Genomic DNA, 23,666 nt, shown 5'->3' on the forward strand with positions numbered 1-23,666 from the left:
TTCCATGCTCTGGCCCGGCGCCCAATGTGGTGGGGCAGGCATCGAAAATGACTGGAGCATCACTGCGCCGGCAGACGCTCTTCATTGATCGCTCACTGTGAGGCCAGGCCTGCAAACACCTGCTTTCAGGCGTCAAATGGCGGGTTTGCAATGAGCTCGCCCTGATGCGACAGCTTCCACTCCTCACGCCCGAGGGCGTGCTGAAGCAACGATCAACTTGAAATCATCCAGATGCGTGTGCAGGCCAATTGCGTCAATTGAGCGCGTGCAGTGAGGGCGGAATGCGACATCGCCCGAGGGCACCTATTCCAGCCGCAACGTGATCCGCGGATGGCCCGCGAAAATTTCCATCACGATCTCGAAGTAGGTCTGGCCTTCGCCGCGTTCCAGAGCATCCAGCTGGCGGCGGATCACATCGGTATTGAACGTGCCGGGCTGCTGCAGTTTCGCCTGCAGCCAGGCGCAGGTCGCGTCCACGCCCAGCGCGACGCGGCTGAGCTCGACATCGCGCCAGGCCACGGTGGCCGTGGCGTGCCCGGCCAGCGTGCCGTAGCCGCCGTACAGCAGGTCGTCCAGCGCATCCAGGCTGGGGCCGAGCTGCCAGTCCTCGCCCACCATGAACACACGGTTGAACTCGGCATAGAGGCTGTCGATGCCGGTGATCGCGCGGCCTTCGATCTGCAGGTACAGGGTCATGCATGCACTGTAGGGCACGCGATGCCAACACCGGCGTCGCATCGCTGAACGCTGCATGGCCCTTCAGGTGGTGACGACCGGTATTTCACCTTCGGTTGGCGTTGCCGACGGGACACTGGGCGCACACCGGATCACAGGAGATCGCCATGAACACGTCCCTTCGCGTACTGCTGCTGGGCAGCCTGATTGCGGCGTCGTCGGTAGCCAGCGCACAGAGCTATGGCCCGCGCGATGAAGGCCGCAAGTTCAACGATGGCAGCCGCGTGGTCTGCAAGAACGTGGAAGTGCAGCGCAACTCGCGCGATCCCAACCGCATCGCCGGTACTGCTACCGGTGCGGTGGTGGGTGGCCTGCTCGGCAACCAGGTCGGCGGCGGCAACGGCAAGAAGATCGCCACCGTTGCGGGTGCCGTCGCCGGCGGTGCAGCCGGCCGCCAGATCCAGGGCAACCACCAGAACAAGACCGGTGACCGCGTGGTCGAGCGCCGCTGCGAGCGCGTCTACCGCTGAGTCACCGCACGACCTGATACCCGCTCCCTTCCACGACGCGGTACCTCGAACGCCGGCCCCAGGGCCGGCGTTCGTCGTTGTGGGCGGGCGTATCGCAGGCAACGGCGCGCCCCTATACTGCGCCGACTTCAACGGATGAACGCCCTGTGAACGAATCGCCTGCTGCCGAACCCGTCGTGCCTGCCAGCCACGCCGAACCCGAGCAGGAGGCGAGCACGCGCTTCGGCCGCCTGCGCGAGCGCACCGATGAGCTGGAGCTGTTCATCTCCGGCCTGCTGGCCTTCGCGCTGCTGGCCGTGCCGGGCTATCTGTTCGACATCTGGGCGCGCAGCAGCCTGCATACCGAGGGCATGTACTTCCAGGTGCTGTGGTTCGTCTTCAGCATCAGCGTGGGCATGTGCTACGTGCTGGCGGTGGCACTGATCGCGCACCTGACCGTGCGCGGCTACTGGATCGGCCTGGTCGGTCTGAAATCGCACTTCCCCAAGGGCATCGACTGGGACCACCTGCCGCAGATGGGGCCGGTGTCGCGGGCCTTCATGCGTGCGCGCGATGGCGGCCTGGATGGCAGCATCCAGCGCGCCGACCGGTTGGCGACGATGCTGTTCTCGACCACGCTGATGTGCGTGCAGACCCTGGCCGGCACCCTGGTGATGGCGATCCTCATCCTCGGGCTGGCGATGGTGGTGGCTGCGCTGTCCGGCGGTTCGGACACCGCGGCGTTGATCTTCATGGGCGTGGTGATGGCGGGCCTGCTGGTGCTGGGCCTGCTGCCTGCGATGCTGGAGAAGTCGATCGCGCGGCGGCAGGCGCGCGGGCAGTCGACGGCGCGCCAGCAGCGCATGCTGCAAGGGGTGCTGGGCGGCCTGCAGCGGGTGCCGCTGATGCGCCTGATCCAGACCATGCAGCTGACGATGCAGAGCAACCTGCGCTCGCGGTTCTTCGTCGTGGGCTACATGTCCGCGATCCTGGTGGCGATGCTGCTGGGGGGCCTGCAGGTGGCGGGCTCGGTGAAGTTCTCGCTGTTCAACCGCTACCAGGTGGTCACCGAGGAAGCCGTCGACCACGGCATGCTGAGCGCGCACTACGAATCGATGCGCTCGGCGCACGACCAGCTGCTGCCGTACCCGATGATCCCGTCCGACACCGTCAGCGCGACGCAGCTGCGGCTGTTCATCCCGCACCGCCCGCAGCGCGACAACACCCTGGCGCGTGAGCGCTGCACGCAGCTGCCGGGGGGGCAGAATGACGCCCGCGGCGCAGCGGCCGCCACTGCGGCGGTGGACTGCCTGGCCCAGCTCTGGACGGTACAGCTGGACGGCAAGCAGGTGGACCTGCATGCCTTCGTGCCGATGGAGCGGCGTGACCTGGACATGCGCGGCCTGGCCGGCTACCTGCCGATGGCCGGGCTGGCACCGGGCCGGCATGACCTGCATCTGCTGTGGAATGCCGATGGGCCGACGCGCGGCGGCGATCGCCGCCGCGAATACTTCATTCCGTTCTGGTACGCCCCGGATCCCTGATCGAGGGGCCGTGCAGGCGCCAGAAGGCGAGGGCACCGTAGAGCACCAGCAGGACGCCAAGCGTGACCAGTTCGCGGCTGACGTCGGCCAGGCCGGCATCCATCTGGGTCAGCCGCACCATCAGGTTGATGCCGGAGGTGGTGGGCAGCAGCTGCGCCAGCCAGACCAGCGGTTGCGGCGTCATCACCGTGGGCCAGGACAGGCCGGCCAGGAAGAACAGCGGGATGGACGTGGCGATGATGTACTGGAAGGCGCGTTCGCGGGTGCGGAAGAAGCTGCCGACGAACAGCCCGAATGCCACCGTGGCGGCGATGAACAGCGTGCCGCCCAGCAGCTGGCCCAGGGGATTGCCGCCGCGCGGGTAATCCTGCACCCAGGCGGTGAACCCGGCGTAGTAGAACAGCCCGAACAAGCCGATCAGGCCGAAGCCCAGGGCCATGCCGGCCAGCGTGGGCAGGTCGAAGCGCAGGCGCCGGCCCAGCGCCAGGCGGCGCCCGCCGAGCAGCACGCCGATGCCCATCAGCAGGGTCTGGTGCACGATCAGTTCGGCCACGCCGGGCACGATGGCGCTGCCATAGCCTTCGTGCGTGTTGAACAGTGGCCGCTGCACGAGATTGACCGGCGGTGCCTGCGGGGCGCCCATGAAGGCCGCCTGGGTGACGGCCGCCTCGCGCCCGAATGATCCCAGCGCATCGGCGACGCTGCCCAGCACCCAACTGGCGCGGCCAAGGTAGGCACCGTTGCCGAGCAGGACCAGCTTGGCGGGATGGCCACGCAGGATGTCGCGTTCCAGGTTGGCCGGGATCAGCACGATGCCTTCGGCATCACCGGCTTCCAGCTGGCGGCGCGCGCTGTCGATGTCGGCGGGCTGGCCGACCACGCGCGCCACGCGCAGCGCGTCCAGCTTGCGCAGCAGCTCGCGGCTGGTGGCGCTGTGGTCTTCGTCCACCACCAGGATCGGCAGGTTGCCGGCCACCTGGTGCCGGTATGCGGCCGGGTAGAAGAACGAGTACAGGATGACCGCGCCGACCATCACCACGATGGCATAGCGGTCCAGCAGCACCGCCAGCAGGGTCTGCCGCAGGCTGGCCCAGACCCCGCTCATGCGCCGGCCCCGGCGGGCTGCGCGGCCTGCGTGCTGCGGGCAAAGGCCAGCAGGCGCCAGCCACCCAGCCCACCGGCGAGGATGATCATCAGCAGCAGCGTGCCCAGCGGCCACAGCGTGACCGCCAGCGGCGCACCGACGAACTGCTGCTGGGTCTGCAGCTTGATGTACGCGCTGAGCGGCAGCAGCAGGTGCCAGATGCGGGTGAACAACGGTGCATCGATGACCGGGAAGGTGGCGCTGGAAAAGGCCAGCGCGGTGCCGATGCTGAGGCCAACGGCCGACAGCGCCGTGCCCATATCCCGGGTGATGCCGACGAAGAACAGGGCATAGGCCGCGGTGGCGAGGTAGAACAGCGGCTGGCCGAGCAGCAACAGGAACACGCTGCCAGCGATGCCGTCGCCACGCAGCCAGGCCAGGTAGCCCACGCCGAGTGCGCCATACACGGAGAACAGCAGGACGTACGGCGCGATCTTGCCGGCAAGCGCCGGCCACGGTGTGTGGCCGAGCCAGCAGCGCAGGGTGCCATCGCGGATCTCGCGGCCCAGGCTGCCGGCCACTGCCAGCGCCAGCACCAGCGACAGCACGGCGGGGAAGATCAACGGCAGCAGGAACAGCTCGTAGCTGCGCGCAGGGTTGTAGAGGATGTCCGACTGCACGGTGATCGGTGCTGCGCGCAGCTTGCCAGGGCCGACCTGCAGGGCGATGCGCTCGCGCAGCAGGCGCGCGTTCCAGGCGGCCACGGCATCGCCGATGTCGCGCGCAGCCGACTGGCCGGTGGTCATGTAGGTGGCGTTGTAATAGGCAAATACCGTGCCCTGCTGGCCGCGCAGCGCCTGCCGGGTGACATCGCGCGGCACCAGCACGATGGCATATACCTGCAGCCGGCGCAGCTGCGCGCGGGCGCCGTCGATGTCCACCGGCTGGCTGGCCACGCGCACGCCAGGGCTGGCGTCGAGCATGCGCAGCAGGCGGCTGTCACTGCTGTGGTCCAGGTCGACCACGGCAATGGGCACCTCGCGCATCACCGAGGGGCTGAACATCCAGGCCATCAGCGCCAGCATCAGCAGCGGCAGTACTGTTACCAGCAGCAGGTCGGCGCGGTTGCCTCGCAGCGTGCGCAGTTCGCGCCGCCACGATGCAGCGAAGCCGGCCTCGCCCGGGTTCAGTGCTGGGGCCACGCGAACAGCACGCTCATGCCGGGGCGGAAGCCCTCGATGCGATCTGCCGGACGCACGCGCACCTCAAAGCTGCGCACGTCGTAGCCCGATGACTGGCGGGTGCTGCGCCAGGTGGCGTAGTCACCTGCGGGATTGATGAAATACACCTTGAATTCGGCGTCCTGGTCCAGTGCCGGGATGCGGCCGCGCACCGTGCTGCCGACCTTCAGGCCCTGCATCTGCGATTCGCGCAGGTTCATCGACACCCACATCCGGTCGATGTCGACCAGGGTGAACACCGGGTAGCCGGCCGGCACCAGTTCGCCCGGATCGGCCATGCGCTTGTTGATCTCGCCCGCCACCGGCGCGCGTCCTTCCACTTCGGCGCGCGCGGCGTTGACCTCGGCCACCGCACCCTGCGCCTGCTGCACCTGGCCCTGTGCCGCCCGCTTGTCCTGCTCGCGGGCGCCGGCCAGCGCCATGTCGTACTGCGCGCGTGCGGCGCGTGCCAGCTCGCGCGAACTGGTGGCCTGGGCCTGCGCTTCGTCGCGCTTCTGCCGGGTCATCACCCCTTCGTTGAACAGATTCTGCACGCGGCGGGCGGTGGCTTCGGCCAGGGTGGCACCGGCTTCGGTCCGCTTCCAGTTGGCCTCGGCGGCACGGATGTCTTCGCTGCGTGCGCCCGCGTCGGCCTTGTCGGCCACTGCCTGGGCGGCGGCCAGCGCGCCCTGCGCCTGCTGTTCCTTGGCGGCCACTTCCGGGCTGTCGAGCAGGAACAGGATCTGCCCGGCCTGCACGCGGTCGCCCTCGCGGACCTTCAGTTCGGCCACGCGCGCGGTGATCTTGGCGGCGACGTTGAGGGTGTCCGCGTCGGCCATGCCCTGGATCTGGTCGGCCGGGCGCCGCCAGGCCAGCCACAGGCCCAGCACCACCACGGCCAGCAGCACCAGCACCAGGATCACACCGAGGCGGCGCTTGCCCGGAGGCGTGGTGGCGTCGTCGTGCAGCACATCACTCATGGTCGATCACCTCGTCCGCACGGCGCCGGTAGTCTTCGAAACGGTCCATCTGTCCACTGATCTCCAACAGCTGCGCCAGCGCGATGTCGTACTGGTACGCCGCCTGCGCGCGTTCGACGCGGGCGCCGCCCAGGCCGAGCCGCGCATCGATCACATCCAGCGACGTGGCCTGGCCCTCGCGGAAGGCCAGCTCCTGCAGGCGCAGATTCTCCTGGGCCTGGGCGATGCTGCTGTCCAGCAGCACGAACTGCTGCCGCGCGCTGTCCAGTTCGTTCCAGGCCTTGCGCACGCCCAGCGCCACCTGGTTCTCGGCTTCGCGCAGGCCGGCCTCGGCCTGTTCCTGCTGCGCGCGGGCCGCACTGATCTGCGCCGGCCGCGAACTGGGCGACAGGAAGGTGTATTTCAATCCGATGCCGAAGGCCCAGTCCGGGTCGGTCAGCATTTCATCGCGGCGGCGGAAATCGTACTGGCCGAAGGCGAAGATCTGCGGTTTCAGCTTGGCCTGCTGCACGCGCACGCCCTGTTCGGCCTGGGCCACCATGGCCTGCAGGCGGCGGATCTGCGGCTGCCGCGCCTGCGCGGTGCGCTCGAAACTGGCCACCGGTTCCAGCGGTGCGCGCTGCACGAACAACGGCGACAGTGGCTGCACCTCGCCGCCGCTGCGCAGCAGGGTGGCCAGCGCGGCCTTCAGCGTGGCCAGGTCGTTGAGGGTCTTCTGGTACTCGCGCTCGGCCTTGTCGCGGGCCACGGTGGCCTGCAGGCGCTGGGCGCGGGTGGCGAAGCCTTCGCGTTCCAGCTTCTGCGCATCGGACAGGTGGCGGTCGAGGCCATCACGCACGTCGCGGCGCACGTCCACCGCTTGTTCGGCCAGGCGCTGGCCGAAGTAGGCCTGGGCCAGCTGCACGGTGAGCGATTGCCGCTGCGCCTCGCGCTCCGCGCTGGCCTGTTCGCTGGCGGCGCTGGCCGCGCGCTGCGCCGCGGGGATGACGCCACCGGTGTACAGCGGCAGCACGGCGGTCACCACCGGGCGGGTCCGCCAGTCGCGTTCGGTGAACGTCAGGGGCGAGTCGATGCCATACGCCTCGGCCACCGGTTCCAGCGAGCCCAGCGGCAGGGTGAGGGTCTTCTGGAACTGCAGGCGGCGCACCTCACCGGTGATTTCCGGCAGGCGCAGCAGGCGCGTGGCGTCCTGCAGTTCCTGCTTGTTGCGCACGCCGGCATCAGCAGCGGCCAGTGCGTCGGAAACCTGTTCCAGCCGCTGCCGCGCTTGTTCCCACTGCAGGGCGGCCACTGCGGCGCTGTCCGCACCCGTCTGGGCGTAGCCGGCGGCCGGCAGCAGCGTCGCGCAGACCAGCAGCCAACGTGCGCGGTGCGGTCGCGGGGAGGGACGTTGCAGGTGCACGTCGGGTCCGTCATCGGTAAAGAGTCCGGCAAAAACTAGTGGATACGCCGTGAAGCCGTTGTAGGTGCGGCGCGCGCTACAGTGGCTGCCGCCACGCGGACAGGAGCGCGCGATGCAGGATTGCCACTGGAAATGCCGACGTGCCCACCTGTGGCTGGCCTGCGCGCTGCTGCTCGTACTGCCATCGGGGTGGGCCGCTGCCATGGATGTGGCGGCGCGCACCGGCCCGGCCATCATCGGCGTGCAGGTGCAGGGCAGCGGACGGCTGGCGCATGGCCAACGCGTGCCGTTGCCACGCGTGCTGCAGGCACTGGGCACGCCCTCGCAGCGCGAACCCTCGCCCTACGAGTGCGGCAGCGCCTACGACGAGGGTGATATCCAGCTGCTGGGCTGGGCGGGGCAGGCGTGGGAAAGCGACGGCCGCACCGCGGTGCTGCGTCGCTTCGACGTGGGCCGGGAAGGCGCGCTGCTGTTGGCCAATGGCACGCAGATCGGCGCGCGCACCTCGCCTGCCGATGTGCTGCAGCGGGTGCCACGCGCGCACCGCAGCGGTGACACGGTGCATGTCACCCCGGACCCGCGCGGGCTGACCGAAGAACGCTACGACCTGCGCTTCGACGGCGAGGGGCGCCTGTTCCAGATCGACTACTGGATCGCCTGCTGAGCCTGCGGCGTGCGTGCCATTGGCTCAGCGCAGGTTGCCTTCCGCTGCGCTGCGCAGGGCCTGGGTGATGTGCTGCAGCGTGCTCGAGCGTACGGCGGCGTGCTGCCAGAACAGCGGGACGTCCAGCCAGCGGCGTGGTTCCAGCACGGTCACCCTGCGCTCGGCCAGTGCCGGCGCGATCAGTGTTTCCGGGGCCAGGCACCAGCCCAGTCCACGCGCGGCGGCTTCGACGAAGCCGGTGGAGGAGGGCAGGTAGTGCACCGGCGGCTGCAGCCGTGCGCGGGTCAGGCGGCGCATGAAGCGCGCCTGCAATTCGTCCTTGCGGTTGAACACGATCATCGGCGCCACGGCCAGCGCATCGGCCTGCATGCCCTTGCCGAACCAGCGGCGTGCGAAGGCCGGTGATGCGATGGCGTGGTAGCGCATCGCGCCCAGCGGATGCACGTTGCAGCCCTTCAACGCGCGCCCCTCGGCGGTGACCGCGCCAAGCACGCTGCCATCGCGCAACAGTTCCAGGGTGTGGTCCTGGTCGTCCATGCGCAGGTCGAACAGGTAGCCATGGCGCTGGTGCAGGTCGGCGATGGCGGCGACGAACCACGTATCCAGCGAATCATCGTTGACCGCCAGCGGGATCGGCGTGCGGGTGGCATCGTTGCCGCGCTCGGGCAGCAGCTCGGCCAGTGCTTCGCTCTGCAGCGCCTGCATGGGCCGCACGCTGCGCAGCAGGATTTCACCGGCTGCAGTGGGCCGGCACGGCGCCTGGCGGACCAGCAGCACCTGGCCCAGGCGGTCCTCCAGCGCCTTGATCCGCTGCGACAGCGCAGACGGGCTGATCGCCAGCCGGCGCGCGGCGGCCTCGAAACTGCCTTCTTCCAGCACCGCAGCAAAGGCGGCCAGTTGCGGGTGTACCAGATCCATGCCGGGCCTCTTCAGTTTTCCTGCACAGGATAAAGAAAAACCAGCTGGCCTTAATCGGCCGTGGGCGGCACCCTGCGCGTCCCTTCCTGCTGGATGCCTGTCCCCATGTGGTTCACCGCAGCCCTGGCCGGCCTGTTCGCAGGCGCCGGCCTGATCATCGCCATCGGCGCCCAGAATGCCTTTGTCCTGCGCCAGGGGCTGCAGCGCCGCTACGTGGGCACGGTGGTGCTGGCGTGCATGGGCGCTGACATCGCGCTGATACTGGCCGGTGTCGGCGGGATGGGCGCGCTGGTGCTGCAGTGGCCGCTGCTGCTGCAGGTGCTGCGCTTCGGCGGTGCGGCCTTCCTGGGCTGGTATGGCCTGCAGGCCGGCGTGCGCGCATGGCGCGGCGGCAGCGCATTGGCGGCCGCCCGCAGCGACGGCGGCAACCGGCGCCAAGTGCTGCTGGCCTGCCTGGCCTTCACCCTGCTCAACCCGCACGTCTACCTTGATACGGTGGTGCTGCTGGGCAGCCTGTCCACGCGCTATCCCGGCGACCTGCGCTGGGCATTCGCGGCCGGCGCCAGCGTGGCCAGCGTGCTCTGGTTCTGCGCGCTGGGCTATGGCGCGCGCCTGTTGCAGCCGCTGTTCCGCAACCCGAACGCGTGGCGCGTGCTGGATGCCGGCATTGCCTTGTTTATGGCGGGCCTGGCATTGCTGTTGCTGCTGCGTCCGCTTTAGGCTGCATCCACAGCCCGGATGTTCCGGCTCGAGGGAGGTGTTCTGATGCATCCGGACGTTGCTTCCGGCATGGGCGGCATGCGGGGTCCGTTGTCGCGGTGTGCGCTGCCGCTGATGCTGCTGGCCGGTGCGCTGTTGTCGGCGTGCGGCGCGCACTCACCGCCGTCTGTTTCCGTGCCCGCCGATACGGTGGCTGCGGCGGCAGGCGATTCCGGTTTCGCGCGCATGCTGGCCGGCTTTCATCAGTGCCGCTATGAGGGCCTGTTCGTCAACGATCTTCCGGGGCAGGTGGCCACGGCGCCGGATACGGACTGGTTCCGCGCCCATCCCGGGGCCGCCTGCGGGCGTGACGCCGACTTCTATTATTTCTGCATGGACGAACGCTACCGTGGGCTGACGGTGCAGCGCATGGCGCTGCCCGGCACCGGCGGCCTGCCCAGCGTGGCGCTTTACCTGCAGCAGGATGCCGCAACCGCGCGATCCATCCTGCGCCAGCAGCTGGGCGGCGGCTTCCCGTCCTCACCCGCCTCCGACGCTGGCACGGCCCCTGAGCTGATGGCCGACCCGGCCGATGCCAGTCGTTCGATCCTGGTCTGTACGCGCACGTTCTGAAGGTTCCCGGCCGCTTCCGCCACCCTGGGGTGTCAGTGCTCTGCCTGGTCAATCGCACACAGTGGCGTCTCGCCCGGGCGCAGGGTCAGTACGCGCACGCCCTGTGCGGTCACCGCCACGGTGTGTTCGAACTGCGCCGACAGCTTGCCATCGCGGGTGTACACCGGCCATTCGTCCGGCAGCTGGCGGATGGCGGGCTTGCCCTGGTTGAGCATCGGTTCGATGGTGAACACCATGCCTTCCTGCAGTTCCATGCCGGTGCCGGCGTGGCCGTAATGCAGGATCTGCGGGTCTTCGTGCATCTCCTGGCCGATGCCGTGGCCGCAGTACTCCTTCACCACGCTGTAGCCATGGCTGCGCGCATGGCGGGCAATGGCATGGCCGATGTCGCCCAGGCGCGCGCCGGGACGCACCTCGGCGATGCCCTTCCACATGGCCTGGTAGGCCACTTTCACCAGCTTGCGTGCGGCGTAGTCGATCTCGCCCACCGGGTAGGTGGTGCTGGAATCGGCGATGTAGCCGTTCTTTTCCAGGGTGATGTCGAGGTTGACGATCTGCCCGCTGCGCAGCACGTCATCGTGGCTGGGCACGCCGTGGCAGATGACGTTGTCGATGGAGGTATTGAGCACGTACGGAAAGCCGTACTGGCCTTTGCTGGCGGGCCGCGCGTGCAGTTCGTCGACGATCATCCGTTCAACGAAGTCGTTGATGTCCATCGTGCTGCGGCCTTCCAGCGGCAGGGCGTCGAGTGCGGCGAATACCTGCGCAAGCAGGCGGCCCGATTCGGCCATCAGCGCGATCTCGTCGGGGCGCTTGATGATGGCCATCGGCTCAGGCCTGGCCCGCTGGCAGCAGCGGCGGCTGCACGCCGGCCGCGCGCAGTTCGCTGGCGACGATGTCCTGGAAGCTCAGGGTCGGGTTGAGTTCGCACAGCATGCCGACGCGGATCCAGAAGTTGGCCTGGGCGTTGATCGAGCGGCTGGAGACGGTGCAGGCACGACGCAGCTGGTCGTGCAGGGTGTCATCGATGTTGACGATGCCCATGGCGGGTTCTCGATGGGTAATATACGAAGCATATATGATTCGTATATTGCTGCTCAAGCCCACGCCGTTCAGTCACTGTGGGTGGCAAAGCGCAGGCGGTTTCCGTCCGGGTCGACCAGCAGCATTTCGCGGGTGCCCCAGTCGGTATCGTGCGGTGGCTGCGGGATGGGCACGCCGGCGGCACTGAACGCACGGAACACCGCGTCCACGTCATCGACCTTGAAGTACACCGCGCCGCCGGGCTGGCAGTCACCGGCATGTTCGCTGAGGAACAGGGTCTGGCCATCGCGGGTGAGCTGGGCGAACAGCGGCATGCCGGGCCCGAAGCGGTGTTCCCAGTCGACGGAGAAGCCCAGGCCCTGCACGTAGAACGGCAGGGTGGTATCGGCGTGCAGCATGCGCAGCTGCGGGATGACGGTCTGGGGCATGGCGGTGGTTCCTGATGGGTAGCGTCGAGCTTGTTCGACTATCCGATCAAAAGCAGTCGAGCAAGCTCGACTCTACCAATGCCAACGGCAGTTGAGCTTGCTCGGGGTCAGTCATCCAGGCCGGGCACGCCCTCAGCCAGCGGCACCCGCGTACCGTCCAGCAGGCCGCGGCTGAGCGTGCCGTTCTCGATGAACAGCAGTTCGCCGTTCTCGCCGTTCTTGATGCTGCTGTCGATGGCGATCACGCGGCCACCATGGAAGCTGCTCACGTGCGGCATCGAGGTGTGGCCGACCACGATCCGTTTCAGCTGCAGCTGGTCGAGCACGGCCTGCACGCCGTTGCTGTCCAGGCGTCCATCGAAGTAGCCGCGGTACCAGATCGGGCTGGTCTTGCCGTCATACAGCGGCGCCGTGGCCGGGTTGGCCTTCACCTCGGCCTTGGGCGTGCCCAGCGAGGCCTGGTAGGCGGCATTGGTCGCGGCCGGCTGCAGCGCCAGCTGCACGGCGTCGGGCGAGATGCCGCCGTGCAGGAACAGGGTGTCGCCGATCTTCAGCAGCACCGGGCGGGTGCGCAGCCACTGGCCGATCACCGAATCGGCTCCATAGAGCTGCGGGTAGCTGCGGCCCAGCAGCTGCGCGCTGCGCAGGTACTTGGGATTGACGTAGCGCAGGTCGTCGTACAGCACCATGGTCTCGTGGTTGCCCAGCACGAAATGCACCGCGCCACCGGCTGCGGCGGCCTGCTGCTGCAGCCCGTACAGCAGCCAGAACGCTTCGGTCACCTGCGGGCCACGGTCGAACACATCACCGGCAATCACCAGCGTGTCCTTGCCCAGCGCCCACTGGTCCTGCGCATCGATCACCTTGTTGGCGCGCAGCAGGCGCACCAGCAGGCCGTACTGGCCATGGATGTCGGACACCGCAACGATGCGCGGCGTGGTCGGCAGCACCGACACCGAGGGCGCCACCGGCGGCATCACATGCACGCTGTGGCCGTAGCCGCACTGCGGCGTGATGTCGGTACCGCTGGCTTGGGCGGGCAGGGTGCGCATCTGCACCTGGTCGCCGCAGATCCACTTCGCCCGCAGCTGGTCGCCGACGCGGAACACGTAGGGGCCATCGGCATCGACATGCTCGGCCGGCGCGGCCACCTCGCGTGCCTGCAGCGACGGTGCGCCCAGCAGGGCCAGCGGCAACAGCAGCAGGGCAGGGTGGAGCAGGCGGCGGTGCAGCATGGGCGGTTCCTCGGCGGGCAACAAAAAGGCGGGCCCGAAGGCCCGCCCGTGATGCTACGCCGATGCCCACCCCGGCAGCATGCGCCGAAGGTGGGGGTCACTGTGCGGAGTCGGGTGGCCGGCGCCGCACGGTGGCATCAGAACTTCGCGCGCAGGTTGAACAGCACCCGGCGCGGCTCGCCCCAGTAGCCCGCGTTGAAGAAGCCGACGTTGCGGTAGTAGACCTTGTCGAACAGGTTGGTGACCGTCACGCCCACGCTGAGGTTGTCGTTGATGCGGTAGCGGCCCATCAGATCGAACAGCACGTAGCCGCCCTGGCTCATCTTGCCGGTTGCAGTGACCGGGGTGCCGTTGGCATTGAAGCGGCCGGTGGGGATCGGCTGCATCTGGTAGATCTCGCTCTGCACGCTGACGCCGCCGCCGACCGTCCACTGGCCGTGGCTGTAAGTGGTGTTGAAGCGTGCCAGGTGCATCGGGCTGGTGCTGGCGAAGCGGCTGCCATCGGGGTTGCTGCTGTAGCTGTAGGTGTAGCCGCCGGTCATGCTCCAGTGGTCGGTGATCGAGCCGGACACTTCAAACTCGCCGCCCTGGGTGGTGATGCCCTTGCTGGCGATGTAGGGCGAGCTGCCATCGGGCAGCTTGATCTCGCCGCCGTTCGGGTCCAGCTCGGCCACGTTGTCCTGCTTCATGTAGAAGCCGTTCAACGCGGTGTACAGGCGTCCGCCGAAGAACTCTCCCTTCAGGCCGTACTCGTAGTTGCCGCCGGTGGTCGGGTCGAGCAGCTGGTTGTTGATGTCGCGGCGCGCGGTGGCCTGGAACACGTCCGAATAGCTGGCGAAGGCGGTGATGCTGCTGCTGAGGTCGTACAGCACGCCCACGTAAGGGGTCAGCTCGTGCGCGGTGGTGCGCGCGCTGCGGCTGGTGAACACACCGTTGACGTCGTAGTTGTCGGTGGTGGTGCGGTAATCGGAATAGCGCGCACCGGCGATGATCTTCAGCGGGTCGATCGGGTTCAGGCGCACGGCGGCGTAGTAGCCGGTTTCGGTGGTGTTCACCGTGTTCGACGGAATGCCGTAGTTGAAGGTGGTCGGCCTGCCGATATTGCCGTCCCACTGGTAGATGCTGGGGAACGCGTTGACGTTGTACGGACGCGAGGTGATGCCGGCGCGGATGGTGTCCAGGTCGCGGTCGTAGTGGTTGATGCCTACCACCAGCTCATGCGAACGGCCGAACAGCTGGAACGGGCCGGAGGCGTACAGGTCGAAGGCATCCTCACGCGTCTCGGACACCGAGTAGGTGTCGGCGATGCGCAGGCCCAGGCCGGTCACGGCATCGGCCCAGTTGCCGGTGTTGGAGCCGGCCAGCAGCAGCGAGTCGGTGTCGGTGGCGCGGTGGTTGTAGGCCAGGCGGCCGCTCCAGCCGGCGCCGAGCTGCTGTTCAAGTGTGGCGAAGTAGTTGGTGCTCTCGCGGTTCCACTCGTTCCAGCGCGCCGCGGCGCTGTAGGAACGCGGCATGTGCGCACGCGTGCCGTCGCGGAAGTACAGCGGCGAGGCGCTCCAGGCACCGCCATCCGAACCAGTCTTCAGGTAGTCGATGCCGGCGCGCAGGCGGGTGCTGTCGGTCAGGTCGGCTTCGATGACGCCATACAGGCTGGGCGATTTGTCATGCTGGAAGCGCACCCAGCTTTCCTTGTCGGTGTAGGCGCCGACGAAGCGACCGCGCACGCGGCCGCCCTTGCTGAGCGGACCGGACACATCCACTTCCGCACGCTTGTAGTCCCACGAACCGGCGCTGAGGCTGGTGCTGGCCTGGAAGGTTTCGGTCGGGCGCTTGCGCACCATGTTCACCGTGGCCGACGGATTGCCCGAGCCGGTGACCAGGCCGCTGGCGCCGCGCACCACTTCGATGCGCTCGTAGATGGAGGTATCGCTGAGGATCGAATTGCCGCCCGCACCGGTGGTGTAGTTGGTGGGGATGCCATCGAACATGAAGTTGTTGATGGCAAAGCCGCGCGCGTTGAACAGCGTGCGGTTGCTGTCGTAGGACTGGATGGTGACGCCCGGGGTCTGCTGCAGCACCTCGGAAATGGTGATGAGGTTGAAATCCTCGATGCGCTGGCGGGTGAACACGGTCAGCGACTGCGGGGTTTCGCGCAGGGTCAGCGGCAGCTTGGTGGCGGTGTTGGTGCCGTAGACCTGGTAGCCCTCGGTGCGCTGGGTGACCATCACCCGGTCCAGTTCAGTGGTGGTCGGCGCGCTGTCCTGGGCGAAGGCCGGTGCGGCGGCGCAGGCGAGCGACAAGGCGAGGGCGTTCCGGCGCAGGGCGCCAGAGGAAGGCTGATACATGGTGGAACCTCGGTTTCTGGATCAGGAACGGGAAGACGGGCGTGGCGCCGGCTTGGCCGGGCTGCGGAAACTGAGCCAGAGCACCATCGCCCCGGCACCGGCGGCGAGCACGCCGCACCAACCAACAAACCCCTGTGCAATGCCCCAGGCGGCGATGCTGGCCAGCAGGCTGGCGGCCAGCCCGAGCACGCCCAGCCCCTGCAGCAGGCGACGGCGCGGCGTCGGCGGCGCATGGCCGGCCACATCGCGGTGGTGGCGTTCCATTGCCATGGCCAGGCAGGCGAAGGCGGCGGCCGCCAACAGCAGTGCGAGCACGCTCATGCGCCCGCCTCGGCCGGCGTGGTGGCGCGTGCGGTGCGGGGCTTGCGCTGCGCCGGCACGAAACGGTGCACCTTGCGCGCGGCCCACAGCAGGCCGGCGCCGATCAGCAGCAGGCCGATGTCGATGCCGGCCTTGGCGCCATCCCCGGCAGCAAGCGCGGACAGCGCGCCACCGTGCCAGGCCACCAGGTTGTAGAACGGCAGGCCCAGTGCCAGCACGCCGGCCAGCGCCAGCTGCTCGACCCAGCCGCGACGCGGCGCGCGCAGCATCGCGTGCACCACGCAGGCGGCCCAGGCGTAGAAGAACACCTTCACCTCGGCATCGCTGCGGTTGGCCACGTCCAGCGGCAGCAGGCGGTTGCCCCAGAGGAAGGCCAGCATCGCCACCGGCAGGCCGGTGACGAAGCCAATGTTCAGGCGTTCGACGATGCGGAAGCCCAGGTGCGGCCGCGCCGGATCCGGCAGCTGGGTGCGCCGCTTCACCGTCCACAGCACCAGCCCGGTGGCCACCATCAGCGTGCCGGCCACGCCGGAAAGGAAGAACAGCCAGCGCATCGTGGTGGGTGCGAAGCGCGCGGCATGCAGGCCGATCATGCCGTCGCGGGTGATGACGGCGGCCGAACGCGGCGGCGCCGCATCCAGCAGGTTGCCGCGCGCATCGAAGGCCAGCGTGTCGGCAGCGCCAGCGATCTGGTCGCCCTGCTGGCGGCGCACGCTGATGCGCATCGCCGCATCGCCAGGCTGTTCGATCTGCAGCGAGGCCGCATGGCCGCCGCCCCACTGCACTTCGGCGCGGCGCAGCACCTCGGCCAGCGCCGGCGGGGTCGCGGCGGTGCCGCTGGCTTCGACTTTTTCCGCACGCGGGAACAGTTCGGCGAAGAACGCATCGCGGCCGCCGGGGTAGTTGGCATCCACCGCCCACGGCATGTACAGCGTCATCAGGGTGATCAGGCCGGTGTAGGTGATCATCAGATGGAACGGCAGCGACAGCACGGCCAGTGCGTTGTGGCCGTCCAGCCAGCTGCGCTGGCCCTTGGCCCGGCGGAAGGTGAAGAAGTCGGTGAAGATCTTCTTGTGGGTGATGACCCCGCTGATCAGCGCGATCAGCATCAGCATCGAGCAGGCGCTGATGAACCAGCGCGCCCACAGCACCGGCACGTAGTGCAGGTCGAAATGCAGGCGATAGAAGAAGTTGCCGCCGCGCGTCTCGCGCACCTGCACCGGCTTGCCGTCGGCATCCAGCGTGGCCTGGTTCGGGTTGCGCTGGCCGCGGCGGCGTTCCTTCTCGCCCTGTGGCTGCCAGCTGACGGCGGTCGCGCTGCTGCGCGCGTCGGGCAGTTCGATGCTCCAGCGCTGCGCATCCGGCGCGGTGCGGGCGAGGAACTGCTGGGCCTGGCTGACAGCCGTGGCGCTGCTGGCGGGCAGGCCGATTTCCGGCTGCATCCAGCGGGTCAGTTCTTCCTTCCAGTACGCAGCGGTGCCGGCAATGAAGATCAGGAACAGCACCCAGCCGACCACCAGGCCCGACCAGGTATGCAGTACCGATTGCGATTGGCGGATGCCACCCAGATTGCTCATGCCACGCTCCCGCGCAGCAGCCAGGCAAGCAGCGCGCCCAGGCCACCGGCAACCAGCAGGCCCAACGTGGCGCGCAGGGTGCTGCGTGCGGCATAGGCCCAGATCGCGGCCAGCGCGTAGACCACGAAGGCGGCCATGGTGGCGACCAGGGTGGCATCGGCCTTGGCGCCGGGCAGCAGGCGCGCCAGTGCGGCGGCCCAGCAGGCGGCCACGGCATAGCCACCGAGCAGGCCGAGCAGGCCACGGGCCCACAGCAGGCCATGGCCGTTACCGCGCGGCACGCGCTTGGCCGGCGCGGTGCCGGCAGCAGGAGGGGAAGAGGGTGCGGCCATAGCCGATGTCAATAGGAATCGTATGCAATTGCGAGCGAATGCTATTTGACACCGGTAGCGCTGTCGAGTCCCCCATTCGGGGGAGGCGCTGTTTCAGAGCTTGCGCACCACGGTCTGCTCGGCGCCGATGGCGTGGCCGGCTGCGTCCTGCGGCTGCATGTACGCCAGGGCGCTGCCGGTGCTGCGCTCGACCAGGGTGGAGTGGGCCTCGCCGGGGGCGAAGCGATGGCGCTCGCCCCATTGGCGCAGGGCCACCAGCAGCGGGAACAGGTCGCGCCCGGCCGCAGTCAGCACATAGTCCTGGTAGGCGCTGCCATCGGCGGCGGGCTGCTGCACCAGCAGGCCGGCCTCCACCAGCCGGCGCAGGCGGTCGCTGAGGATGTTGCGGGCGGCGCCGAGGCTGCGCTGGAAATCACCGAAGCGGGTGATGCCGTCGAAGGCATCGCGGATGACCAGCAGCGCCCAGCGGTCGCCGAGCAGATCGGCACTGCGGGCCACGGGGCAGGGGCTGTCGGCGTGCATGGCGGCGTCCGGGTGTGGAATCTGGTTGCAGTTTAAAACCGGCGGCGCTACCGTGCATTCAGTTTCGATATGCAACCACATTGATGAGCACTCCCGTATCGCGGCCATTGCTGGGCTTGCTGGCCGTCGCCGCCGGCGCCAGCGTGGCCAATGTCTACTACGCCCAGCCCCTGCTGGAGCGGCTGGCGCAGGCGTTCGCGCTGGATGCGGCCGTCGCCGGTGGGGTGCTGGCCGCGACCCAGGTGGGTAGCGTGCTGGCCCTGCTCGGCCTGCTGCCGCTGGCGGACCGCGGCGACCGCCGGCGCCTGCTGCGCGTGCAGTTGCTGGCCCTGGTGGCCGCGCTCCTGCTGCTGGCCAGCGCCCGCACGGCACCCTGGCTGCTGGCGGGCATGCTGCTGGCCGGGCTGCTGGGTACGGCACTCACCCAGGGCCTGATCGCCTACACGGCCACGCTGGCGCCGGCCGCGCAGCGCGGTCGCATGGTTGGCGTCGTGCAGGGCGGGGTGTTCATCGGCCTGCTGTCGGCGCGTGTGCTGTCCGGCAGCGTGGCCGCGGTGGGCGGATGGCGTGCGGTCTACCTGCTCTCGGCAGTGCTGATGGCCCTGCTGGCACTGCTGCTGTGGCGGCGGCTGCCGGCCTTGCCGCTACCAGCGATGCCACCTTCATGGCGGGCGCTGCTGGCGTCGATGGCCACGCTGCTGCGCGACGACCGCGCGCTGCGTGAGCGCGGGCCGCTGGCGCTGCTGCTGTTTGCGGGCCTCAACGTGTTCTGGGCGGCGGCGCCGTTGCCGCTGTCGGCGCCACCGTTGCACTGGTCCACCGCCGCGATCGGTGCACTGGGCGTGGCGGGCATTGTTGGCGCGCTGCTGGCCGCGCGCGTGGGCCACTGGATGGATCGTGGTTTCGCGGTGCGCGTCAGCCTGGCCGCGCTGCTGCTGATGCTGGCGGCGTGGTGGCCGCTGCTGGGGCTGCCGCACTCGCTGGGGTTGCTGCTGCTGGGCGTGGTGCTGCTGGACCTGGGCGGGCAGGCACTGCACGTAGCCAACCAGGCGCTGCTGCTGCGCGCACCGGTTGAACAGCATGGGCGCCTGGTGGCGCTGTACATGCTGTTCTATGCGGTGGGCAGCGGTAGTGGCGCGGCGGCCGGCACCTGGGTGCAGGCGCGCCACGGCTGGGGCGCGGTGTGCCTGCTGGGGGCCGGCATCGCGGCGTTGGCGCTGTTGTGGTGGGCGCTGTGCCGCCTGCGCCGCCAGCCGTGCGGCGCGAGGGGATAGTCAGCGTTGCAGGGCACGGCGCCCGGGTGCGTCGGGCAGGGTGGCATCAGCCAGCACCACCCGGTTGCGTCCGCCACGCTTGGCGGCATACATCGCCGCATCGGCACGCGCCATCAGCCGCTCGTAGTCGGGGTGGCCATCGTGGGCGGCCACGCCGATGCTGGCGCTGAGGTCCAGCTGCTGGCCGTTGGCCAGGCTGACTGGCGACTGCGCGATCTGTCGCCGCAGGCTTTCAGCGATCACCATCGCCTGCGATTCGCTGGCGGCCACCAGCACCACCACGAACTCTTCGCCGCCGTAGCGGAACAGGTAATCGCTGCCACGGGTCAGCTGCCCCAGCAGGGCGGCCACGTGCTGCAACGCGCGGTCACCGGCGTCGTGGCCATGGCCATCGTTGATCGCCTTGAAGTGGTCCAGGTCCAGCAACAGCAGCGAGAAAGGTGTCTGGTTGCGCGTGGCCAGCTCAATTTCCCGGCGCAGCACGGTCGGCAGGAAGCGGCGGTTGAGCAGGTTGGTCAGTGCATCGCTGCCCGCATCCAGTTCGCCGATACGCTCGAACAGCAGCGTCATCAGGCTGCGGATGGTGGCCAGGTCTTCGCGGATGGGCGGCAGCACGGCCAGCCGCTGTGCGGTGTCATCGCTCTTGGCGCGCACCAGGCAGGCGTCGATGCGCGCGACCAGGCGGGACACCTGCTGGGTCTCGCTGCTTTCGCCGAAGCTGGGCACGCCCTTGTGGGTGAACCACAGGCCGAACTCGGACGTGGCCAGGCTCGCGCCTTCGCCATCGCAGGTGTGGCCGGCCAAGGTGTACAACAGGGTGTTTTCCCAGTCCAGCAGCAGTGCACGCTGGCGCTCGCGTTCGGTGCTCACGTTCTGCACCAGCGAGAACAGGCGATATGCCGCATCGGCGCGCGATGAGCGCTCGCGGGCATGGGTATAGGCCAGGGTCATGCCTTCCATGGCGATGTCCATGGTTGCACTGAGGCAATCGATGGCAGCGAATGCCGTATCCGCATCACTGGCCAGGCCACGCACGCGCACGAACAGTTCGTGCTTGAGCACGCGCGCACCGCGGGTGACGAGGTCCACGGGAATGCCGACCCGTGCATGGACATCGCCGATTACACGCTGCGCGGCCACCGCCATGGCCACGCCTTCGGCATCGGTGCACAGCAACTGGTTCAGCCAGCGCTGCATGGCGGGCTGCAGGCGATCCTTCACCTGCTCGTGGGACAGGAAGCGGCGCGCACGCGCATCCTGCAGCAGGACGTCGTAGAAGCGCTGTGCCAGCGCGGGCGGTGCATCCTGCGCGACCTGCCGCAGCAGCGCGGTCGCTGCGGGGCCAGCCTGCAGCAGGCAGTGCTGCCAGGCGTCGGCCAGCGGTTGGCTGGCCTCATCCAGTTGGGGTGTGTCCACGTCGGTATCCAGCGGCGTACGGCAAACCACCGATATCGGCAGCGCGGGTGTACGGTTGATGGGGGGCGAGCCGGCAGTTTAAGCGGCATGCAGCGTGCCTGCATCGATGGCAGGGCGGCGACGCCTGCAATGTTATAAACAGCGTAATAGTCTCCCGCGGCCACCGCGCGTAGCCTGACCGCATTGCACAGGAGCTTTGCCATGGGCCACGACCACGACCACCTGCCATCGGAAATCCGCCACGAGAAACCGTTGTGGTGGGCGCTCGGCCTGACCACCACGTTCCTGGTGGTGGAGGTGGTGGGTGCGTTCTGGACCAACAGCCTGGCCCTGCTGTCCGATGCCGCGCACATGGCCACCGATACGTTGGCACTGATGATCGCGCTGGTGGCGGTGCGGCTGAGCCGGCGCCCGCCGGATGCGCGACGCACTTACGGCTATGCGCGGCTGGAAGCACTGGGCGCGATGATCAATGGCGCGATGCTGTTCGTCGTTGCCGGCTACATCCTGTGGGAAGCCATTGCGCGCTTCCGCCAGCCGCAGGAGATCGCATCGACCGGCATGCTGGTGATCGCAGCGATTGGCCTGGTCATCAACCTCATTTCAATGCGCCTGCTGCAGGCCGGCAGCGGTGAAAGCCTCAACGTGAAAGGCGCCTACCTGGAAGTGTGGGCGGACATGCTGGGCTCGGTGGCGGTGATCGTTGGCGCGCTGCTGATCCGCTGGACCGGCTGGAAGCCGATCGATCCGATCCTTGCCGTGCTGATCGGCCTGTGGGTGCTGCCGCGCACCTGGGTGCTGATGCGCGAAGCCATCAACGTGCTGCTGGAAGGCGTGCCCAAGGGCACCGATGTGGCCAAGGTGCGCGCAGGCTTGAGTGCGCATGCCGCCGTGCTGGACGTGCATGACCTGCACGTGTGGGCACTGGCATCAAGCACCCCGGCGCTGACCGCGCACGTGGTGATGCGCGATGGCACCGACGCCGACGCGCTGCGCCGTGAACTGGGCGCACGCCTGCACGAGGAGTTCGGCATCGATCATGTGACCCTGCAGATCGAGGCTGACCACTGCGGCGAAGCGTGCGGGGAGCCGGCCAGGCACGAGCACGATCATGACCATGATGTACAGGGTCATCATGGCCACGTGCACCGGTAACAGATCCCGACTGGGTCTCGTCGGCTGGGTAGAGTCGCCTCTACCCGTCGACCCTACCCTCATCGCGGCGCGAGGCCAGGCGGTCGGCCAGGCGGGTTGGTTCGGGCAGGCGATAGCCGCGCAGCGTGCGCTGCACCCAGGCCAGCGCGGTATCGGCGCTGACCCGGTGGCCGCCCGCCACGAACAACGGCTTGCAGCGGGCCTTGCTGCGCAGCACCCAGCCCAGCTGCTCGTCTCCGTCCAGCAATGGTGTCTGTGCGCCGGGCTCGGCACCGGGTTCTTCGAAGCGGCCGACCAGCTTCGACTTGGCCACGCCGATGCTCGGCAGGTCGGTCACCACGCCCAGATGTGATGCCACGCCCAGCCGCCGCGGGTGGCTGATGCCATGGCCATCGACGAACACCAGGTCCGGGGTGCGTGGCAGCTGCGCCAGCGCGGCCAGCAGGGCCGGCAGTTCGCGGAAGCTGAGCAGGCCCGGGATGTAGGGCATGACGGTGGGAATGCGCGCGATTTCCTGCGCCACCGGCTGCAGGGTGGTGGCATCAAGCAGCACGGCGGCCGCGCGGGTGATGGCGCCGTTGTCCTCGAACCCCACGTCCAGACCGGCCAGCCAGCGCGGCGCGGCCGGCAGCCGGTCCTGGCGCTCGACGCGGCTGGCCAGCTGCACCTGGTGTGCGCGGGCGGCGGCGACGCTGCCTTGCCAGTGGCCCGGATCGATCACGGTCTTCATCGGCCCGGAGCATGGCATGACCGCTGCCACGGCGCGGTGAGCGTGGCCGGGGCTACAATGTCCGCCTGCCTATCCTCGCGTTGGAGATCCTGCAGTGACCCGTAAACTCGTACTGTTGCGCCATGGCCAGAGCCAGTGGAACCTGGACAACCGCTTCACCGGCTGGGTCGATGTCGACCTGACCGACCAGGGCCGCAGCGAGGCCGCCAACGCCGGCCGCCTGATGCGCGAAGAGGGCCTGCAGTTCGACGTCGCCCACACCTCGGTGCTCAAGCGCGCCATCCACACCCTGCAGGGCGCGCTGGCCGAACTGGGCCAGGACTGGCTGCCGGTCAACAAGTCCTGGCGCCTGAACGAGCGCCACTATGGTGGCCTGCAGGGCCTGGACAAGGCCGAGACCGCTGCCAAGCACGGCGAGGACCAGGTCAAGGTGTGGCGTCGTTCGTACGACATCCCGCCGCCGCCGATGGAGCTGGAAGATCCGGGCCACCCGATCCACGACCGCCGCTACGCCGGCCTGGACCGCAACGCACTGCCGGGCACCGAATCGCTGGCGACCACGCTGGACCGCGTGCTGCCGTACTGGCACGACGCCATCGCGCCGCAGCTGAAGGAGGGCAAGACCGTGCTGGTCACCGCCCACGGCAACTCGCTGCGCGCGCTGTACAAGTACCTCAACAACGTCTCGCGCGAGGAGATCCTCGAGCTGAACATCCCGACCGGCATCCCGCTGCTGTTCGAACTGAACGACGACCTGACCGTGAAGTCGTTCCGCTACCTGGGTGACCCGGAAGCAGCGCGGAAAGCTGCTGAAGCCGTGGCCAACCAGGGCAAGGCAAAATAAAGCAGAAGGCCGGCGCAAGCCGGCCTTTCGCTTTTTGTAGAGCCGAGCCCATGCTCGGCTGCTGTCTGTAGAGTCGAGCCCATGCTCGGCTGCTGTTTCCCCAGAGAGCCGCTGC

At 68.6% G+C, this 23,666-nt stretch carries 25 protein-coding genes; 8 read left to right on the forward strand and 17 right to left on the reverse strand.

Annotated features, from left to right (window positions below; all coding sequences use genetic code 11):
• Positions 1 to 303: 303 nt before the first annotated feature.
• Positions 304 to 696: a ribonuclease inhibitor gene (locus QMZ26_RS12965; protein ID WP_283221698.1), complete on the reverse strand. Its 393-nt coding sequence runs from the start codon at positions 694 to 696 to the stop codon at positions 304 to 306.
• A 146-nt stretch (positions 697 to 842) separates the two neighbouring features.
• Between QMZ26_RS12965 and QMZ26_RS12970 the strand changes: the two genes are divergently transcribed.
• Together QMZ26_RS12970 and QMZ26_RS12975 are read left to right on the forward strand one after the other, a co-directional pair.
• Positions 843 to 1,205, forward strand: a complete 363-nt coding sequence (locus QMZ26_RS12970; protein WP_079221169.1) for a glycine zipper 2TM domain-containing protein — start codon at positions 843 to 845, stop codon at positions 1,203 to 1,205.
• Between the two features lie 146 nt (positions 1,206 to 1,351).
• The gene (locus QMZ26_RS12975; protein WP_283221699.1) at positions 1,352 to 2,728 is read left to right on the forward strand and encodes a hypothetical protein; all 1,377 of its coding nucleotides are present in this window, start codon (positions 1,352 to 1,354) and stop codon (positions 2,726 to 2,728) included.
• On the opposite strand, the gene QMZ26_RS12980 is transcribed toward QMZ26_RS12975, so the two are convergent.
• The 4 genes from QMZ26_RS12980 to QMZ26_RS12995 are packed head-to-tail and all read right to left on the reverse strand — an operon-like array spanning position 2,697 to position 7,351.
• Complete coding sequence (locus tag QMZ26_RS12980; protein WP_283221700.1) at positions 2,697 to 3,833, reverse strand: ABC transporter permease; 1,137 nt, start codon at positions 3,831 to 3,833, stop codon at positions 2,697 to 2,699. The two genes, QMZ26_RS12975 and QMZ26_RS12980, sit on opposite strands and share 32 nt — an antisense overlap.
• Positions 3,830 to 5,014 (reverse strand): ABC transporter permease, encoded by a 1,185-nt coding sequence (locus tag QMZ26_RS12985; RefSeq protein WP_283221701.1) that lies wholly within the window; start codon positions 5,012 to 5,014, stop codon positions 3,830 to 3,832. The genes QMZ26_RS12980 and QMZ26_RS12985 overlap by 4 nt, the downstream gene beginning before the upstream one ends.
• On the reverse strand, positions 4,999 to 6,012 hold the full coding sequence (locus QMZ26_RS12990; RefSeq protein WP_283221702.1) for an efflux RND transporter periplasmic adaptor subunit: 1,014 nt from the start codon (positions 6,010 to 6,012) through the stop codon (positions 4,999 to 5,001). The genes QMZ26_RS12985 and QMZ26_RS12990 overlap by 16 nt, the downstream gene beginning before the upstream one ends.
• Positions 6,005 to 7,351, reverse strand: a complete 1,347-nt coding sequence (locus tag QMZ26_RS12995) for a TolC family protein (protein WP_283221736.1) — start codon at positions 7,349 to 7,351, stop codon at positions 6,005 to 6,007. Before QMZ26_RS12995 ends, QMZ26_RS12990 begins: the two co-directional genes overlap by 8 nt.
• Positions 7,352 to 7,526: 175 nt before the next feature.
• Between QMZ26_RS12995 and QMZ26_RS13000 the strand changes: the two genes are divergently transcribed.
• On the forward strand, positions 7,527 to 8,078 hold the full coding sequence (locus QMZ26_RS13000; RefSeq protein WP_283221703.1) for a hypothetical protein: 552 nt from the start codon (positions 7,527 to 7,529) through the stop codon (positions 8,076 to 8,078).
• Between the two features lie 24 nt (positions 8,079 to 8,102).
• Here QMZ26_RS13000 and QMZ26_RS13005 read toward each other — a convergent pair whose 3' ends face one another.
• Entirely contained in the window at positions 8,103 to 8,996 is an 894-nt protein-coding gene (locus QMZ26_RS13005; RefSeq protein ID WP_108760075.1) for a LysR family transcriptional regulator ArgP, read from the reverse strand.
• 105 nt (positions 8,997 to 9,101) lie between these two features.
• On the opposite strand from QMZ26_RS13005, the gene QMZ26_RS13010 reads away from it, so the two are divergent.
• Positions 9,102 to 9,716: a LysE/ArgO family amino acid transporter gene (locus tag QMZ26_RS13010; protein ID WP_108746245.1), complete on the forward strand. Its 615-nt coding sequence runs from the start codon at positions 9,102 to 9,104 to the stop codon at positions 9,714 to 9,716.
• A 45-nt stretch (positions 9,717 to 9,761) separates the two neighbouring features.
• Positions 9,762 to 10,328, forward strand: coding sequence for a hypothetical protein (locus tag QMZ26_RS13015; RefSeq protein WP_283221704.1), 567 nt, complete (start codon positions 9,762 to 9,764; stop codon positions 10,326 to 10,328).
• Between the two features lie 32 nt (positions 10,329 to 10,360).
• Here the strand turns inward: QMZ26_RS13015 and map are convergent, their stop codons facing one another.
• From map to QMZ26_RS13060, 9 genes are all read right to left on the reverse strand, one after another.
• Positions 10,361 to 11,149 (reverse strand): type I methionyl aminopeptidase, encoded by a 789-nt coding sequence (gene map / locus QMZ26_RS13020; protein ID WP_200732778.1) that lies wholly within the window; start codon positions 11,147 to 11,149, stop codon positions 10,361 to 10,363.
• Between the two features lie 10 nt (positions 11,150 to 11,159).
• Positions 11,160 to 11,372, reverse strand: a complete 213-nt coding sequence (locus QMZ26_RS13025; RefSeq protein ID WP_079221179.1) for a ParD-like family protein — start codon at positions 11,370 to 11,372, stop codon at positions 11,160 to 11,162.
• 68 nt (positions 11,373 to 11,440) lie between these two features.
• Positions 11,441 to 11,800, reverse strand: a complete 360-nt coding sequence (locus QMZ26_RS13030; protein WP_283221705.1) for a VOC family protein — start codon at positions 11,798 to 11,800, stop codon at positions 11,441 to 11,443.
• 107 nt (positions 11,801 to 11,907) lie between these two features.
• The gene (locus QMZ26_RS13035) at positions 11,908 to 13,035 is read right to left on the reverse strand and encodes a metallophosphoesterase (protein WP_283221706.1); all 1,128 of its coding nucleotides are present in this window, start codon (positions 13,033 to 13,035) and stop codon (positions 11,908 to 11,910) included.
• Positions 13,036 to 13,172: 137 nt separating this feature from the next.
• Complete coding sequence (locus QMZ26_RS13040) at positions 13,173 to 15,335, reverse strand: TonB-dependent siderophore receptor (protein WP_283221707.1); 2,163 nt, start codon at positions 15,333 to 15,335, stop codon at positions 13,173 to 13,175.
• A gap of 66 nt (positions 15,336 to 15,401) precedes the next feature.
• Positions 15,402 to 15,701: a DUF3325 domain-containing protein gene (locus QMZ26_RS13045; protein ID WP_079221184.1), complete on the reverse strand. Its 300-nt coding sequence runs from the start codon at positions 15,699 to 15,701 to the stop codon at positions 15,402 to 15,404.
• On the reverse strand, positions 15,698 to 17,278 hold the full coding sequence (locus tag QMZ26_RS13050; protein ID WP_283221708.1) for a PepSY-associated TM helix domain-containing protein: 1,581 nt from the start codon (positions 17,276 to 17,278) through the stop codon (positions 15,698 to 15,700). The genes QMZ26_RS13045 and QMZ26_RS13050 overlap by 4 nt, the downstream gene beginning before the upstream one ends.
• Positions 17,275 to 17,610: a hypothetical protein gene (locus QMZ26_RS13055; RefSeq protein ID WP_283221709.1), complete on the reverse strand. Its 336-nt coding sequence runs from the start codon at positions 17,608 to 17,610 to the stop codon at positions 17,275 to 17,277. The genes QMZ26_RS13050 and QMZ26_RS13055 overlap by 4 nt, the downstream gene beginning before the upstream one ends.
• A gap of 93 nt (positions 17,611 to 17,703) precedes the next feature.
• Positions 17,704 to 18,132 carry a helix-turn-helix domain-containing protein gene (locus tag QMZ26_RS13060; RefSeq protein WP_283221710.1) on the reverse strand — a complete coding sequence of 143 codons (429 nt, stop codon included), beginning with the start codon at positions 18,130 to 18,132 and terminating at the stop codon, positions 17,704 to 17,706.
• An 83-nt stretch (positions 18,133 to 18,215) separates the two neighbouring features.
• Here QMZ26_RS13060 and QMZ26_RS13065 point away from each other — a divergent pair, with 83 nt between their 5' ends.
• The gene (locus QMZ26_RS13065) at positions 18,216 to 19,406 is read left to right on the forward strand and encodes an MFS transporter (RefSeq protein WP_283221711.1); all 1,191 of its coding nucleotides are present in this window, start codon (positions 18,216 to 18,218) and stop codon (positions 19,404 to 19,406) included.
• Here QMZ26_RS13065 and QMZ26_RS13070 read toward each other — a convergent pair whose 3' ends face one another.
• Positions 19,407 to 20,822: a GGDEF domain-containing protein gene (locus QMZ26_RS13070; protein WP_283221712.1), complete on the reverse strand. Its 1,416-nt coding sequence runs from the start codon at positions 20,820 to 20,822 to the stop codon at positions 19,407 to 19,409.
• Positions 20,823 to 21,023: 201 nt separating this feature from the next.
• Here QMZ26_RS13070 and QMZ26_RS13075 point away from each other — a divergent pair, with 201 nt between their 5' ends.
• Positions 21,024 to 21,977 (forward strand): cation diffusion facilitator family transporter, encoded by a 954-nt coding sequence (locus QMZ26_RS13075; protein WP_283221713.1) that lies wholly within the window; start codon positions 21,024 to 21,026, stop codon positions 21,975 to 21,977.
• A gap of 40 nt (positions 21,978 to 22,017) precedes the next feature.
• Here QMZ26_RS13075 and nfi read toward each other — a convergent pair whose 3' ends face one another.
• Positions 22,018 to 22,707 (reverse strand): deoxyribonuclease V, encoded by a 690-nt coding sequence (gene nfi / locus QMZ26_RS13080; RefSeq protein ID WP_283221714.1) that lies wholly within the window; start codon positions 22,705 to 22,707, stop codon positions 22,018 to 22,020.
• 94 nt (positions 22,708 to 22,801) lie between these two features.
• On the opposite strand from nfi, the gene gpmA reads away from it, so the two are divergent.
• Complete coding sequence (gene gpmA, locus QMZ26_RS13085) at positions 22,802 to 23,551, forward strand: 2,3-diphosphoglycerate-dependent phosphoglycerate mutase (RefSeq protein ID WP_283221715.1); 750 nt, start codon at positions 22,802 to 22,804, stop codon at positions 23,549 to 23,551.
• Positions 23,552 to 23,666: the final 115 nt, after the last annotated feature.

Origin of the sequence: Stenotrophomonas sp. PFBMAA-4 (genome assembly GCF_030053215.1) — a bacterium.
Taxonomy (GTDB): domain Bacteria; phylum Pseudomonadota; class Gammaproteobacteria; order Xanthomonadales; family Xanthomonadaceae; genus Stenotrophomonas.

Coding starts and splice junctions, on each gene's coding strand:
- QMZ26_RS13010 (WP_108746245.1), top strand. CDS start 9,102: ATGTGGTTCACCGCAGCCCTGGCCGGCCTGTTCGCAGGCGCCGGCCTG.
- QMZ26_RS13060 (WP_283221710.1), bottom strand. CDS start 18,132: ATGCACGCCGACAGCCCCTGCCCCGTGGCCCGCAGTGCCGATCTGCTC.
- QMZ26_RS13050 (WP_283221708.1), bottom strand. CDS start 17,278: ATGAGCAATCTGGGTGGCATCCGCCAATCGCAATCGGTACTGCATACC.
- QMZ26_RS13065 (WP_283221711.1), top strand. CDS start 18,216: ATGAGCACTCCCGTATCGCGGCCATTGCTGGGCTTGCTGGCCGTCGCC.
- QMZ26_RS12970 (WP_079221169.1), top strand. CDS start 843: ATGAACACGTCCCTTCGCGTACTGCTGCTGGGCAGCCTGATTGCGGCG.
- QMZ26_RS13055 (WP_283221709.1), bottom strand. CDS start 17,610: ATGGCCGCACCCTCTTCCCCTCCTGCTGCCGGCACCGCGCCGGCCAAG.
- QMZ26_RS12980 (WP_283221700.1), bottom strand. CDS start 3,833: ATGAGCGGGGTCTGGGCCAGCCTGCGGCAGACCCTGCTGGCGGTGCTG.
- QMZ26_RS13000 (WP_283221703.1), top strand. CDS start 7,527: ATGCAGGATTGCCACTGGAAATGCCGACGTGCCCACCTGTGGCTGGCC.
- QMZ26_RS12965 (WP_283221698.1), bottom strand. CDS start 696: ATGACCCTGTACCTGCAGATCGAAGGCCGCGCGATCACCGGCATCGAC.
- QMZ26_RS13030 (WP_283221705.1), bottom strand. CDS start 11,800: ATGCCCCAGACCGTCATCCCGCAGCTGCGCATGCTGCACGCCGATACC.
- nfi (WP_283221714.1), bottom strand. CDS start 22,707: ATGAAGACCGTGATCGATCCGGGCCACTGGCAAGGCAGCGTCGCCGCC.
- QMZ26_RS13005 (WP_108760075.1), bottom strand. CDS start 8,996: ATGGATCTGGTACACCCGCAACTGGCCGCCTTTGCTGCGGTGCTGGAA.
- QMZ26_RS13035 (WP_283221706.1), bottom strand. CDS start 13,035: ATGCTGCACCGCCGCCTGCTCCACCCTGCCCTGCTGCTGTTGCCGCTG.
- QMZ26_RS13025 (WP_079221179.1), bottom strand. CDS start 11,372: ATGGGCATCGTCAACATCGATGACACCCTGCACGACCAGCTGCGTCGT.
- QMZ26_RS13075 (WP_283221713.1), top strand. CDS start 21,024: ATGGGCCACGACCACGACCACCTGCCATCGGAAATCCGCCACGAGAAA.
- QMZ26_RS13015 (WP_283221704.1), top strand. CDS start 9,762: ATGCATCCGGACGTTGCTTCCGGCATGGGCGGCATGCGGGGTCCGTTG.
- QMZ26_RS13045 (WP_079221184.1), bottom strand. CDS start 15,701: ATGAGCGTGCTCGCACTGCTGTTGGCGGCCGCCGCCTTCGCCTGCCTG.
- QMZ26_RS12990 (WP_283221702.1), bottom strand. CDS start 6,012: ATGAGTGATGTGCTGCACGACGACGCCACCACGCCTCCGGGCAAGCGC.